General features: G+C 54.6%; 12 protein-coding genes. 4 read left to right on the forward strand and 8 right to left on the reverse strand.

The window, feature by feature from the left end; translation table 11 throughout:
* Positions 1-87: 87 nt before the first annotated feature.
* The 7 genes from OWK27_RS19775 to OWK27_RS19805 form a co-directional block, all read right to left on the reverse strand.
* A complete protein-coding gene (locus OWK27_RS19775; RefSeq protein ID WP_267591043.1) occupies positions 88-1872 on the reverse strand; it encodes a DUF2235 domain-containing protein in 1785 nt (594 codons plus the stop codon).
* 12 nt (positions 1873-1884) lie between these two features.
* On the reverse strand, positions 1885-2394 hold the full coding sequence (locus tag OWK27_RS19780) for a DUF3304 domain-containing protein (protein WP_252005145.1): 510 nt from the start codon (positions 2392-2394) through the stop codon (positions 1885-1887).
* A gap of 15 nt (positions 2395-2409) precedes the next feature.
* Positions 2410-2934, reverse strand: a complete 525-nt coding sequence (locus OWK27_RS19785) for a hypothetical protein (RefSeq protein WP_267591044.1) — start codon at positions 2932-2934, stop codon at positions 2410-2412.
* Positions 2935-2949: 15 nt separating this feature from the next.
* Entirely contained in the window at positions 2950-3474 is a 525-nt protein-coding gene (locus OWK27_RS19790; RefSeq protein WP_267591045.1) for a DUF3304 domain-containing protein, read from the reverse strand.
* 9 nt (positions 3475-3483) lie between these two features.
* Positions 3484-4308, reverse strand: a complete 825-nt coding sequence (locus tag OWK27_RS19795) for a DUF4123 domain-containing protein (protein WP_267591046.1) — start codon at positions 4306-4308, stop codon at positions 3484-3486.
* Between the two features lie 3 nt (positions 4309-4311).
* Positions 4312-6651: a type VI secretion system Vgr family protein gene (locus tag OWK27_RS19800; protein WP_267591047.1), complete on the reverse strand. Its 2340-nt coding sequence runs from the start codon at positions 6649-6651 to the stop codon at positions 4312-4314.
* A gap of 179 nt (positions 6652-6830) precedes the next feature.
* Positions 6831-7055, reverse strand: coding sequence for a hypothetical protein (locus tag OWK27_RS19805; protein ID WP_267591048.1), 225 nt, complete (start codon positions 7053-7055; stop codon positions 6831-6833).
* Between the two features lie 48 nt (positions 7056-7103).
* Here OWK27_RS19805 and fdhF point away from each other — a divergent pair, with 48 nt between their 5' ends.
* From fdhF to OWK27_RS19820, 3 genes are all read left to right on the forward strand, one after another.
* Positions 7104-9251, forward strand: a complete 2148-nt coding sequence (gene fdhF / locus OWK27_RS19810) for a formate dehydrogenase subunit alpha (RefSeq protein WP_176608937.1) — start codon at positions 7104-7106, stop codon at positions 9249-9251.
* A 320-nt stretch (positions 9252-9571) separates the two neighbouring features.
* Positions 9572-9724, forward strand: a complete 153-nt coding sequence (locus OWK27_RS19815) for a Hok/Gef family protein (protein ID WP_148422173.1) — start codon at positions 9572-9574, stop codon at positions 9722-9724.
* A 121-nt stretch (positions 9725-9845) separates the two neighbouring features.
* Complete coding sequence (locus tag OWK27_RS19820) at positions 9846-10520, forward strand: tetratricopeptide repeat protein (protein ID WP_193356743.1); 675 nt, start codon at positions 9846-9848, stop codon at positions 10518-10520.
* A gap of 53 nt (positions 10521-10573) precedes the next feature.
* Here OWK27_RS19820 and gltP read toward each other — a convergent pair whose 3' ends face one another.
* The gene (gene gltP / locus OWK27_RS19825; RefSeq protein WP_148422177.1) at positions 10574-11887 is read right to left on the reverse strand and encodes a glutamate/aspartate:proton symporter GltP; all 1314 of its coding nucleotides are present in this window, start codon (positions 11885-11887) and stop codon (positions 10574-10576) included.
* 423 nt (positions 11888-12310) lie between these two features.
* Between gltP and acs the strand changes: the two genes are divergently transcribed.
* A complete protein-coding gene (gene acs / locus OWK27_RS19830; protein WP_176678668.1) occupies positions 12311-14269 on the forward strand; it encodes an acetate--CoA ligase in 1959 nt (652 codons plus the stop codon).
* Positions 14270-14352 lie beyond the last annotated feature (83 nt).

The raw sequence follows: 14352 nt of genomic DNA on the forward strand, positions 1-14352 counted from the left end.
ACTCGCAGGTGAACTGGCCTTAAGGTAATGACTGGCTACTGGCCGGTGTAGCGGAGGAATCTCAAATTCTGTTGTTAACAGTACTCATCAGGCCTCAGGCATCTCCATTGAGCGGATCACAAAAAAGTCCTGCGAAATACCTGCGCCTTTGTCTACCGTTTGCAGGTCGTGTACAAACCATGCGTACATTTCCGGCGGTGCCGTATCTATGGGAAACGGCTGGGGTTTACCGAGGTTCGCCGCATGGAAATAGTCCAGAAATCGCTTCGCACGCCACAGCGCGGGTCCATACACGTTCGGAACGATATCCCGGCGTCTGTCCATAGGGTTCTGTTCCATACTGTTTCGCATTCTTATAGCCGCATTCTTTACGTCATCAAGCCATCCCCAGTTTTGCTGTAGTACAGCAAGTTCATTCGCGTACTGCCCGGCGGTGTCTTTCGCTTCCTGCGTAATGCCTGCAAACCCTGCCGATGCGCCAGCTGAGGCCAGCGTATCGCCGCGCTGCTTTTCGTATTTCAGGCATTCCGTGCGGTACTGATAGTACTGACGACCCAGCCAGTCGATATAGCTGTCCAGATGTCGGTTCTGGCAAGCGGTATTTAATGAGGTAAAGGGCAGCGCGCTCTGGTACGCCTTCGCCCATTGCAGGACGGACTGGTTTTTAACGTTGTCCTGGACGATGAAATAAGCAGCCACATCAGTATCTGTTTTATCAAGCGACTGAAAATCAGGGAAAGGCACACCCGCCATGGTCGCCTCGCGGTACATCCTGTGCAGCGCCACGCGGCAGAGTTCCGCACTGGGTTTCTGTTCGTCCGGTTTCAGACCTCCGCCAACATCCTCCGCGCAGCCGGGACTGAGCTCTTCCTTGTGCGCCGGGTTATTGCCGGTACGGTACAGGCAGCGCCAGACGCGGGTTTCATGGGCGGCAACGAGATGCAGGCTTTTCTTTACCGCCTTAGGCAGTGGGGTGTCCTGGTCGATGGACTTATCCCCCAGCAATACGCTGATGCCTTTTATCGGCCCGCCAAACGCAGAGATAAAGTAATCCACACCGTTGTTGTTGCTGGCCGATGTGCGTCGCGAGCAGTCAAACAGGCCTGTGAAGACGATATCAACGGGTATGCCCTGATAGATGTATTTATCCCCCTCTTTCTTACAGATGTCTTTTAGCAGACTGTCGAGAAATTTACGTGCCAGGGTAGCACCGAGATCGAAGCCGAACAGTGAAACAGAGATAAGCTTGATGGGAACCGGGCTTTTTTTAACGGCTTCTTTGTATCCTTCTTCAAACGATATTTTTGTCGATGCAATACGGGTATCAGCCCCCGTTACCAGCATATCGGCTATCACAGGGTTATCACGGAGCCAGGGAGTTGCTTCGATGACACTTTTTTTGGCAGCCTTTTTTGCCGTATCGGAGGCCAGTTTTTTCCATTCCGTAGGGTTAAGAAGTTTCTTTCCCTGGTTTTTTAAAACCTCGTACCAGTTGTTGCCTTTTATAAAATCCATGCCCGCGTCTTTGGCCATTTCACCGGGCTGTCCTTTTAACTCATCCTTTATGCTGCCCAGGCCACTGTCCATGATGGTGTGAAGCTTTTCAACGACAGTTTCATTAAAAGGAGTGCCCAGGCCAGAAATGTAAAAAGAATTATAAGTCACATTTGGCATGCTTTCTTTTTCATCCGGAAAGGCTCTGAACATTCTGGCAATATTGCTGAGACGATGCTCCGGTGCATCCTGTTCAATATTTCGATGAATTCCATCAAAAAAGAACCCCACATGCCATACCCGTGAACAGTTCCCTAAACCAGCATCTTCCGCCTGCTGGGCCCGGTTTGCTGCCGCAATAAGACTTTCAATATCCATATATTATTTTCCTTATTTTAATTCTGCGGTTTGGTCTTTGATATCGTGAGAATCAGGATGATTAAATCCGGTACTCCACCATAACCGGACATTGTCTTCAGGCAGGAAATAGACATGGAGATAGTTTTCACCCCACTGGCGGACAGGCATAGGCATTACCGTGCGGCGTGTTTCTAATCTCATACCTTTAAGGTATTGCTCGTGAGTTATATCTAGTGTCCAGATCACCTCGGCCTTATCCCCGCTGATGCTGCCGCAGCAGGTGGCCTTTCCCCCGCCATGAGCAAATGCATTCGCTCCTGCCACCCCGTTTACGCTAAATCCCAGAACAGGCCTGTCAATTTCGCTGTGAATAATCAGCGTCACCGGCCCCGATGGCGGTCCCCAGACCGCTGCCCATACCAACCAGCCAGAATAAATCACTACCGGCAGTAACAATGCCCCCCAGAGCCATTTTCCCCAGCGGGCATAACCCCGGTTAACCGCACCGTCTATTTTCTCGAACGCGTTAAAAAATCCCATTTTAATCCCTTAAAATCAGTGCATATTCTGGCGCTGCTTTTCTGCCGCCTGTGCGGCAATATTTTCAGCGGACGGGCTGTTAAAACCAGTGCTCCACCATAAATAGACGTTGTCATCGGGCAGGAAATAGGCATGAAGATAGTTTTCACCCCACTCACGTTTTGGCAAAGGAAGTGTTAACCTGCGGGTCTCTTTACGTAGCCCTGCATCGTATTGGGCTCTTGTGGTACTGAGTGTCCAGATCACCTCAGCCTTATCCCCGCTGATGCTGCCGCAGCAGGTGGCCTTTCCCCCGCCATGAGCAAATGCATTCGCTCCTGCCACCCCGTTTACGCTAAACCCCAGAACAGGTCTGTCGAGCTCACTGTGAATAATCAGCGTAACCGGCCCCGATGGAGGTCCCCAGACAGCCGCCCATACCGACCAGCCAAGATAAATCACCACCGGCAGTAACAATGCCCCCCAGAGCCATTTTCCCCAGCGGGCATAACCCCGGTTAACCGCACCGTCTATTTTCTCGAACGCGTTAAAAAATCCCATTTTAATCCCTTAAAATCAGTGCATATTCTGGCGCTGCTTTTCTGCCGCCTGTGCGGCAATATTTTCAGCGGACGGGCTGTTAAAACCTGTGCTCCACCATAACCGGACATTGTCTTCAGGCAGAAAATAGACATGAAGATAGTTTTCACCCCACTGGCGATCAGGCATAGGCATTACCGTGCGGCGTGTTTCTAATCTCATACCTTTAAGATATTGCTCGTGAGTTATATCTAGTGTCCAGATCACTTCAGCCCAATCCCCGCTAATAGTTCCGCAGCAGGTTGCACCGCCCCCGCCATGAGCAAATGCATTCGAACCTGCCACCCCGTTTACGCTAAACCCCAGAACAGGTCTGTCGAGCTCACTGTGAATAATCAGCGTAACCGGCCCCGATGGCGGTCCCCAGACCGCTGCCCATACCAACCAGCCAGAATAAATCACCACCGGCAGTAACAGTGCTCCCCAGAGCCATTTTCCCCAGCGGGCATAACCTCGGTTAACCGCACCGTCTATTTTTTTATACGCACGGAAAAGTCCCATAGATTATTTTCATCCCTGATGTTGAATACCATTTTCCAGGACTTGCTCCAGCGAGACTTTATCCTGAACTACATTGTCTAATGCAGATTGTATAGTTACTGATTCCAGTATTTTTTTGCCGCCATTGAGATAAAAAAGGGCATACAATTTTTGCTCTGTGCCTGATTTCATTTTCGCTTCGCATGCTTTATTCAGTGCTTTTTTGACCATGTCGCGTTGTACACAAGGGGGAATATGCTGGCTGGAGGGCAATTTTTGCCATGCAGTTAAAATACTGGTGACAACCGGTTCATCCGCGATGTATTGCCATTCTTCTTTATTCAGCCTTATGGCGCTATCTTTGGCATTTATTACCAGTGAAGAGGGAATATCTATCGGATGCCATCCTTTTTCTTCAGGTGACCACCACTGTGTAACACCTCTAAATAACATACTATGCCATTCCCGGTCGTTACGACTCGCCAGCAGCCTCATAACATCCCGGACATAAAAGCGCACTAATGCTGCCCCATCGGGCGAAATAAGGGTGCATGCAGCAGAAAGCTGAACGGCCAGAGCCCCTCCTGAACATGAAGAGGCAATAACAGCTGTTATACCCGGTATGGATTCAATATAACGTTGTAACGCCTCCCTATTTTTTAATGCGAATAACCAAGGGCCATAGTTTTTGAATTCAGCAAGCCGTGGATGAAGATACAACGAATACAGAGCCGATGCGTTTTCGTTATAAAAAGCCTGAAAAGCATCCGGTGTTTGCGCCCCACCTTCCAGTAACAGAAATAAATGTGCATTTTCCGATTCCGGTAACGCCTGGAGCATATTTGTGGCATTCATTTTCTACGCTCCCTGAACAATAGCGTCATTGGCTTTGATGGCATTAAGGAGGCACTCAATGCAGAACGTTCCGTTAAGCGGTGGATACTGACCGGGAAGCAATGGAATGGGTAATGGCATTGTTGCTGGGGCCGCCGCCATCGTCCGCTTCGTCCGCCGCAGGTACGTCCCCAGGGTGCCGTATTCGATTTTCCCCGCCTCCAGCCGCAAGTAGCTCCCGCCCCCGATGAGCGTGATGCGCTTTTTCCCGGTAAACGAGATGTCACTCGCCGAGCTCATCGTCAGCTTTTTCTCTGCAAACAGCGCCATTTTCCCGTTCTGCGCCTGTACCTCCACCTCGCCTTCGCTGGCCTTCAGGCTCAGCTGTCCCGTTCTGGCAAACAGTCCGATTTTTTCCCCCGCCAGCGCCGTCATGTTGCCCGTGACGCCAGCGCTGATATCGCCTCCGGCGTTAATGGCGACGTTCTTCACGGCCGTTATCTGCATATGCTCCCCGCTGGTGAATGCCATTCCTTCCGGCGCGGAGAGCAGCAGGGTTTCGTTCAGCGGCTTCAGGCGCTTTTCAAACATCCGTATCTGGCTGTCAATGTCGGCCTTCAGCGCCTGCGCCTGCTCCGCCGCCTTCTCCAGTTGCCGGAGCTGCTGCAGGCAGACGTCAATTTCTTTCAGGGCGGTCTCCATATCCACTACCTCACCCGCAGCCTTCTGCTGCCCGTCCGCGGTGATAAACAGCCCTTTTGCGACGCGAATTACGCCGTACTCATCGGTTCTGAGTTCAAACCCCTTGCCACGGGGTTTCGCCTGCGCGTCCACCAGATGCCCGGTGTTCAGCTGGGTTTTGCCGTACTCCGTGGCGAGTTTGATATGCTCCTCTCCGCGCCGGTCTTCCATCCTCAGCTTATTGTTCGCGGGGGTGCGCAGCACGTTGCGGGTGTGGTTGTCGCGGGTGACGTGGTCCGGGCGTTCAGAATCGTGCAGGGCGTGGGAGATATACGGCAGGTCGATGTCGCCATTGCTGTACGCGATGGCCACTTCGGTGCCGTCGGTCAGTGGCATATGCCAGCCGTACGTCCCACCGCTGTACGGCTTCGCCATCCGCAGCCACAGATACGCGAATCCCTGCTCCGCCTCGTCCCGGTCGAAATCGAGCCTGACGCGGTAGCGCCCCTGCTCATCCAGATGCGCGCAGATGTCGTGCTTCTCCCGGCTCTCGATGCGGGCTGGCAGGGTGCCGTGTACTTCCGGGCGTTCGGTTTCTGCCGGGCGGAAGCAGTAACGTTCGGTATAGGGCATCCCGTCAACGGAGACGTGCAGGCGGGTGTCGCGGGCGGCGTGATACTCCACGGAGGTGATGACCACCCCCTCCTTAAGCGCACGAATCACCTCGCCCTGCGGCTCCAGTACCTGACCCGGCAGCAGGCAGGCGGCGTTACTCTCCAGATGAACACGCGCCGAGGCGTTCAGCTCCCGCTCATGGTGAATGCGGGCATAAAAGGCGCCGGATTCGGTCTCCGGCTCCGGGTCAGCATCGTCGCCCGCCTCCCGGTAAGGCTCTGCGTAGCGGTAGTGCTCTCCGGTGGTCACCGCCCCGCTGCGCACGCTCACCGTGGCGTCCATCGGTGTTCCGGCAATACGGTAGTTGTAATCCCGTACGCTGACCATGCCCGGCACCACCTTATACCGGGTGCGCACGTCCCACACCGACTCCTGTGCCCCGTCATACAGCCCGGACGGCTCGCGGTACGGCAGGCATACGTCAAACCGGTAGTTCAGCTGGCTGTCGGCAAAAATATAACTGTCCAGCCCGCGCGCCTCGTCCATTTCCGTGCGCCAGAAAATCCCGACCTCTGACAGTATGCGCTGGATAAATTCGAGGTCCGTCTCCCGCCACTGGGTAATCAGCTCCCGCGCCGGGTACACCCGCTCCAGACGGAAATCGAAATCCGCGCCTTCCAGACCATGCTGGCGCAAGACCTGCTCCACCACCTCCGGCACGGACTGGTTCTGGAAAATGCGGCACTGGCGGGTGCGGCTGAGCAGCGCCAGACGGGAGCCCAGCTCCGCCTGATAATGCGACTGGTCGGCGGTGGTGGAAATCCACTCCAGGCGGGTGATGATGCCGTGCACCGCCTTGCCGCTGCGCATGCGCAGGGTGGCGTGTTTCATCAGCGCGTCTCCCGGGGCGAGGCTGTTTTGCGGAGTGGTGAAGTCGATGGTCCAGCGGAAGGGCTCGCTGAGGGCTTCCCGCCCCCGAAAGCGCAGCACGTCGGGCGTGACGGGAGAGCCGTTTATTTCCAGCGTGTAGCGGGTCTGTCCGTCGAAGAGTACCAGCCAGTCGTCCATAACAAAAACCTGATCAAGATTGTGGTTAAATCAGGATAGTTGCATGTCGAAACAGTACTGTAAATAGCTGAAACAGGAGTTAAATTCTGAAAATAGAAGGATGTTTGCAGTAATGCGATATTCGATAGCTGCGGATAATAGCTACGTACATGATTAATCACCTCTGCACCGCTCAGGCTTCACTGCAACACCGGGCCGCTGATAAACATGCCAGTGTCTGGCGACTCCTGACGCCTGCCCGCCGTTTTCCGATCGAGCAGAATGGGTTTTACGTGACGGAAATAAAATCCATGTCGCCCCTGCCCTTTCGACACGTCAATTTTGACGATTGCCTGTTTTTCGTCAGGGTTTTGCCCGACAAAGGGTCGTAAAGTCAGGAAATACCCACAATAAAAACATGGCATAGAAGCTGCATAATGGGCAGGTAAGAACTGTTTAACTGGAGCAAAGTGATGAAAAAAGTCGTCACGGTTTGCCCTTATTGTGCCTCAGGTTGCAAGATCCACCTGGTGGTAGATAACGGCAAAATCGTCCGGGCGGAAGCGGCGCAGGGTAAAACCAATCAGGGCACGCTGTGCCTGAAAGGATACTACGGCTGGGATTTTATTAACGATACCCAAATCCTCACGCCACGCCTGAAAACCCCTATGATCCGCCGCGAGCGCGGCGGCAAGCTGGAAGCCGTCTCCTGGGATGAGGCGCTGGATTACGTCGCCTCGCGCCTCAGCGCTATTAAGGCCAAGTATGGTCCGGATGCGATTCAGACTACCGGCTCCTCCCGCGGAACCGGGAATGAAACCAACTATGTAATGCAAAAATTCGCGCGCGCCGTTATTGGTACCAATAACGTTGACTGCTGCGCTCGCGTCTGACACGGCCCATCGGTTGCAGGTCTGCACCAGTCGGTCGGTAACGGCGCAATGAGTAATGCCATTAATGAGATTGATAACACCGATCTGGTGTTTATCTTCGGCTATAACCCGGCGGATTCTCACCCTATCGTTGCGAACCACGTGATTCGCGCCAAACAGAACGGGGCGAAAATTATCGTCTGCGATCCGCGCAAAATCGAAACCGCGCGCATTGCCGATATGCACATCGCACTGAAAAACGGCTCGAATATCGCGCTGCTGAATGCGATGGGGCACGTCATTATTGAGGAGAGCCTGTACGACCAGGCGTTTGTTGCAAGCCGTACGGAAGGGTTTGAGGAGTACCGGAAAATCGTCGAAGGCTATACGCCGGAGTCGGTGGAAGCGATAACCGGCGTGAGCGCGCAGGAGATCCGCCAGGCGGCACGTATGTATGCCGGGGCCAAAACCGCCGCCATCCTCTGGGGTATGGGCGTGACCCAGTTCTATCAGGGCGTGGAAACCGTGCGCTCGCTGACCAGCCTCGCCATGCTGACCGGCAATCTGGGTAAAGCGCATACGGGCGTGAACCCGGTGCGTGGCCAGAATAACGTGCAGGGTGCGTGCGATATGGGTGCGCTGCCGGATACTTATCCAGGCTATCAGTACGTAAAATTCCCGGAAAACCGCGAGAAGTTTGCGAAGGCCTGGGGCGTGGAGAGCCTGCCGGAACATACCGGATATCGCATCAGCGAGCTGCCGCACCGCGCGGCGCATGGTGAAGTGCGTGCGGCGTACATTATGGGTGAAGATCCGCTCCAGACCGACGCCGAGCTGTCCGCGGTGCGCAAAGGCTTTGAGGACCTGGAGCTGGTCATCGTCCAGGATATCTTTATGACCAAAACCGCGGCGGCGGCGGATGTGATTTTACCGTCGACCTCCTGGGGCGAGCATGAAGGTGTCTATACGGCGGCAGACCGCGGCTTCCAGCGCTTCTTTAAGGCGGTTGAGCCGAAATGGGATCTGAAAACCGACTGGCAAATCATCAGCGAAATCGCCACCCGCATGGGCTACCCGATGCACTACAACAATACCCAGGAGATCTGGGACGAGCTGCGTCATCTGTGCCCGGACTTCTACGGTGCTACCTATGAAAAAATGGGTGAGCTGGGCTACATCCAGTGGCCGTGCCGGGACGAGTCGGAGGACGATCGGGGAACGTCTTATCTCTTTGAGGAGAAATTCGATACCCCGAACGGGCTGGCGCAGTTCTTCACATGCGACTGGGTCGCGCCGATCGATAAACTCACCGATGAGTATCCGATGGTGCTCTCCACCGTGCGCGAAGTGGGCCACTACTCCTGTCGTTCGATGACCGGTAACTGTGCCGCGCTGGCGGCGCTGGCGGACGAACCGGGCTACGCGCAAATCAACACCGCCGACGCCGAGCGGCTCGGTATTGAGGATGAAGCGCTGGTGTGGGTGAACTCCCGTAAGGGCCGCATCATTACCCGCGCGCAGGTTAGCGACCGTCCGAACAAAGGCGCGGTGTATATGACCTACCAGTGGTGGATTGGCGCCTGTAACGAACTGGTGACGGAGAACTTAAGCCCGATAACCAAAACGCCGGAGTATAAGTACTGCGCCGTAAACGTGGAACCCATAGCGGATCAGCGCGCTGCGGAACAGTATGTGATCGACGAATATAACAAGCTGAAAGCCCGCCTGCGTGAAAGCGCAATGGGATGACGCTGTTAATTATTCAATAAATAAATGGGGTGAAATATTCACCCCATTATTATTTCTGGCATTGCTATTAATAATATCTATAAATATCTCTGAAGGCGTCTCGCAGAAAAATGTAATTCACAAGAAAATGAATTACATCTTTGCATTTTAATTCAGGCAGATAAGATATGCGGCGGGTGCTTAAGGCTTTCTGTCTTGAGCATGGTTGAGGGACAGAAGGTGGAAAGCCCCGGGAAATCGTCATTTACCCGAGGCTACCCCTCAACTACCAACAGGTTGAGAGTAGCCTCTTATTCTATTTTTCACAAGGAGTAAAAGGCATGACGCCATTAAAAACTGCGTTAGGCATCGTCTTTATTATTTGCCTGACGATAGTGGTATTTACCTTTATTACTCGCGGCAAACTATGCGAGTTTTCAATTAAGGGTGAACATCGGGAGGTGGCGGCGAAATTAGCCTGCAACGCAGGCTAACCTCTTCGGGCGGAGCGACGGTTCCGCCCGGCTTGTAGGATGCTGAGGTCTTAACGCACCCGTTTTTTTCTTCTGTCACCGCGACTATACTGCGCGGCATGTACCCAGATGATAAGAATCCATGAAATCCATTTTTTTGTTGTTGTTATTTTTTACCGCTTTTGCCCACGCCGACGAGATTGGCAGCCAGTATAAAAAGCAGGCTGAAGCCGGCGATGCGCGCGCGCAGTATTATCTCGCTGACACCTGGTTCAGCTCCGGCGATAGCGCGCAGGCGGCACGGTGGGCAGAAAAAGCGGCAAAGGGCGGCGACGTCGACGCCATGGCGCTGCTGTCGCAAATCCTCTTTACGCAGGGCGACTATGCGCAGGCTAAAGCCCTGGCCCAGCAGGCGAACATTGCCGGCAGCAAACGCGGCGCAATCATGCTGGCGCGGTTGCTGGTGAACACGCAGGCGGGCAGTACCGATTACCCACAGGCCATCAGGCTGCTGCAAACGGCTACCGAAGACATCGATAGCGACTCGGCGGTAGACGCGCAGCTGCTGCTGGGGCTGATTTATGCCAACGGTGTAGAAGTGGCGCAGGATGACGTGCAGGCCGCGTCGTGGTTCAAGCGGAGTTCAGCCCTGTCACGCACGGGCTATGCGGAGTACTGGGCAGGAATGCTGTTCAGGCAGGGCGAGAAAGGCTTTATCACGCCGAATAAACAGAAAGCGCTCTACTGGTTGAACCTGAGCTGTACCGAGGGGTTTGATACGGGGTGCGAGGAGTTTGATGCGCTGAGCGGGGAGTAGAACCCCCTCACCCTGACCCTCTCCCCACAGGGGAGAGGGAAGGATACGTTATATTACTGGTCAGCCGTCTTATCAAAACGGCCCAGCACGTCGCGTTCATACGCGAGCGCTTTTTTACGGTCGAACTTGTGTTCCCACTTGGAGATAACCAACACCGCGAGCGCATTGCCCACCACGTTCAGCGCGGTACGCGCCATATCGAGGATACGGTCCACACCGGCGATAAACGCCAGGCCTTCCAGCGGAATACCGACGCTGCCCAGCGTTGCCAGCAGCACCACGAACGAGACGCCCGGCACGCCTGCGATACCCTTTGAGGTCACCATCAGGGTCAACACCAGCACGATTTCCTGCCACAGCGAGAGGTCAATGCCGTACAGCTGAGCGATAAAGATTGCCGCAATACTCTGATACAGCGTTGAACCATCCAGGTTGAAGGAGTAACCGGTCGGTACAACGAAGCTGGTAATGGAGGCCGGCGCACCGTAGGCCTCCATCTTCTCAATGATACGCGGCAGCACGCTCTCGGAGCTTGCCGTGGAGTACGCCAGAATCAGCTCATCTTTCAGAATGCGGATCAGGATCCAGATACTGAGCCCGCACAGACGCGCCACAATCCCCAGCACCACCAGCGCGAAGAACAGGATCGCGAAGTGCACCAGAATCACCAGCTTCGCCAGCGGCCACAGGGAAGCAAAGCCGAAGTTCGCCACGGTCACGGCGATCAGCGCAAAGACCCCGACCGGAGCATAGCGCATCACCATGTGGGTCACTTTGAACATGGTTTCAGAGATAGAGCGGAACACGGTTACCAGCGGTTCACGGTGCGTCGCCGGGAGTGAAGAGAGTCCCAGACCGAAGAGAACCGAGAAGAAGATGATCGGCAGCATCTCGCCCTTCGCCATCGATGCCACGATGTTGGTCGGAACCAGCGACAGGATCGTGCCCATCAGACCGTGCGCATGGCTCTGCACGTCGGCGGTGGTGCTTTGATATTTCGAAATATCCACCGTCGCCAGCTGCGACATATCGATCCCGGAACCTGGCTGGAACACGTTCGCCAGGGTAATGCCGAGAATGATGGCAACCGTAGTGATCACTTCGAAATAGATAATTGTTTTTGCACCGATGCGGCCCAGCTGTTTCGCATCACCCACTCCGGCGATACCGACCACCAGCGTCGAGATCACAATCGGTACAACGATCATCTTGATCAGATGAATAAAGATATCGCCCGCCGGCGAGAGAAGGTTCGCAATCAGCCACTCGCGGCTGTCGCTATGATAATGGAGATAACTGCCCAGCAAGATGCCCAGCACAAGGGCCAGCAGGATCTGCCAGGCCAGGCTGACTTTCAAATTTTTCATAGAAACTGACTTCCTCAATGAAATCTCCGCACCATCAAAACTGCATGAATATGGAGACATACTGAAAGGGTATGAATTGTGTTGCGTTGGTTTATGGGATTTTTTAACGCGGCGTATGAGTATCATTTGCACGGCATGCTGCGCAAGCCTTAAAGAACAAGGCATTTCACTGCAAAAAGGGTCAATGATGGTAATTTATAACAATACGCATAAATAACCGTTTGTTATGCAAACTATTTTTACTTCAAAAAAGTGAATAATTCTTCAGTTGAATTATTTCCCTTCAAAGTTTCATTCGCTCAATTTTCATACTATTCAAACATTGCGTGATCTGTCGCCCAAATACTAAACAAAGCTTGTAAAGCCCCTACTATTAACGTTTTTGCGACATATTATTAACATCTTACAAGGAGAAAAAAAGCCATGAGCCAAATACACAAACACGACATTCCCGCAAACATTGCGGACCGTTGCCTGATCAACCCGGAGCAGTACCACGAGAAATATCAGCAATCCGTATCCAGCCCTGACGCATTCTGGGGTGAGCAGGGCCATATCCTCGACTGGATCAAACCTTATCAGAAGGTAAAGAACACCTCCTTCGCGCCGGGCAACGTCTCCATTAAATGGTATGAAGACGGCACGCTGAACCTGGCGGCGAACTGCCTGGACCGCCACCTGGCGGAACGCGGCAACGAAACGGCTATTATCTGGGAAGGCGACGATGCCTCTCAGAGCAAACATATCTCGTATAAAGAACTGCACCGCGACGTGTGCCGCTTCGCCAACGTCCTGCTGGCCCAGGGCATTAAAAAGGGCGACGTGGTGGCTATCTATATGCCAATGGTGCCGGAAGCCGCAGTGGCGATGCTGGCCTGCGCGCGCATTGGCGCCATCCACTCCGTTATCTTCGGCGGCTTTTCACCGGAAGCGGTTGCCGGACGCATCGTTGACTCGAACTCGAAGCTGGTGATCACCGCTGACGAGGGCGTGCGCGCCGGACGCGGTATTCCGCTGAAGAAAAACGTCGACGACGCGCTAAAAAACCCGAGCGTAAAATCCGTCACGAACGTCATTGTGCTTAAGCGCACCGGCGGCAAAATCGACTGGAACGAGGGGCGCGACCTGTGGTGGAGCGACCTGATTGAAAACGCCAGCGACCAGCACCAGCCGGAAGAGATGAACGCGGAAGATCCGCTGTTTATCCTTTATACCTCCGGCTCCACCGGCAAGCCAAAAGGCGTCCTCCATACCACCGGCGGCTATCTGGTTTACGCGGCCACGACCTTTAAATACGTTTTCGACTACCATCCGGGCGACATCTACTGGTGCACCGCCGACGTGGGCTGGGTCACCGGTCACAGCTACCTGCTGTACGGTCCGCTGGCCTGCGGCGCAACGACGCTGATGTTTGAAGGCGTACCGAACTGGCCGACCCCGGCGCGTATGTGCCAGGTGGTGGATAAGCACCAGGTCAACATTCTCTACACCGCGCCGACGGCCATCCGCGCGCTGATGGCGGAAGGCGACAAGGCCATCGAAGGCACCGATCGCTCATCCCTGCGTATTCTCGGATCCGTAGGCGAGCCTATCAACCCGGAGGCCTGGGAGTGGTACTGGAAGAAAATCGGCAACGAGAAGTGCCCGGTGATGGACACCTGGTGGCAGACCGAAACCGGCGGCTTTATGATCGCCCCAATGCCCGGCGCTACGCGGCTGAAAGCCGGCTCCGCAACTCAGCCGTTTTTTGGCGTGCAGCCTGCGCTGGTGGATAACGAAGGCAACCCGCAGGAAGGCGCTACCGAAGGCAACCTGGTGATCGTCGACTCCTGGCCGGGACAGGCGCGTACCCTGTTCGGCGATCATGAGCGCTTCGAACAGACCTACTTCTCCACCTTTAAAAACATGTACTTCAGCGGCGACGGCGCGCGCCGTGATGAAGACGGATATTACTGGATTACCGGACGCGTGGACGACGTGCTTAACGTCTCCGGCCACCGTCTCGGCACGGCAGAGATTGAATCGGCGCTGGTGTCGCATCCAAAAATCGCCGAAGCGGCGGTTGTTGGCATTCCGCACAACATTAAGGGCCAGGCGATTTACGCCTACGTTACCCTGAACCACGGCGAAGAGCCGTCGCCAGAGCTGTATACCGAGGTGCGTAACTGGGTGCGTAAGGAGATCGGCCCGCTTGCCACGCCGGACGTACTGCACTGGACGGACTCCTTACCAAAAACCCGTTCCGGCAAAATTATGCGCCGAATCCTGCGCAAAATCGCGGCAGGTGACACCAGTAACCTCGGCGACACCTCGACGCTTGCCGACCCTGGCGTGGTGGACAAACTGCTCGAAGAGAAGCAGGCCATCGCAATGCCATCATAATCTTTTCTCCCTCTCCCTGTGGGAGAGGGCCGGGGTGAGGGCATCAGACCGCACCTTCCTCCCCTCACCCTAACCCTCTCCCC

Origin of the sequence: Enterobacter cloacae complex sp. 2022EL-00788 (assembly GCF_026627565.1) — a bacterium.
Lineage (GTDB): Bacteria > Pseudomonadota > Gammaproteobacteria > Enterobacterales > Enterobacteriaceae > Enterobacter > Enterobacter pasteurii.

Coding starts and splice junctions, on each gene's coding strand:
- OWK27_RS19780 (WP_252005145.1), bottom strand. CDS start 2,394: ATGGGATTTTTTAACGCGTTCGAGAAAATAGACGGTGCGGTTAACCGG.
- acs (WP_176678668.1), top strand. CDS start 12,311: ATGAGCCAAATACACAAACACGACATTCCCGCAAACATTGCGGACCGT.
- OWK27_RS19800 (WP_267591047.1), bottom strand. CDS start 6,651: ATGGACGACTGGCTGGTACTCTTCGACGGACAGACCCGCTACACGCTG.
- OWK27_RS19785 (WP_267591044.1), bottom strand. CDS start 2,934: ATGGGATTTTTTAACGCGTTCGAGAAAATAGACGGTGCGGTTAACCGG.
- OWK27_RS19775 (WP_267591043.1), bottom strand. CDS start 1,872: ATGGATATTGAAAGTCTTATTGCGGCAGCAAACCGGGCCCAGCAGGCG.
- OWK27_RS19790 (WP_267591045.1), bottom strand. CDS start 3,474: ATGGGACTTTTCCGTGCGTATAAAAAAATAGACGGTGCGGTTAACCGA.
- OWK27_RS19820 (WP_193356743.1), top strand. CDS start 9,846: ATGAAATCCATTTTTTTGTTGTTGTTATTTTTTACCGCTTTTGCCCAC.
- OWK27_RS19805 (WP_267591048.1), bottom strand. CDS start 7,055: ATGCCATGTTTTTATTGTGGGTATTTCCTGACTTTACGACCCTTTGTC.
- OWK27_RS19815 (WP_148422173.1), top strand. CDS start 9,572: ATGACGCCATTAAAAACTGCGTTAGGCATCGTCTTTATTATTTGCCTG.
- gltP (WP_148422177.1), bottom strand. CDS start 11,887: ATGAAAAATTTGAAAGTCAGCCTGGCCTGGCAGATCCTGCTGGCCCTT.
- OWK27_RS19795 (WP_267591046.1), bottom strand. CDS start 4,308: ATGAATGCCACAAATATGCTCCAGGCGTTACCGGAATCGGAAAATGCA.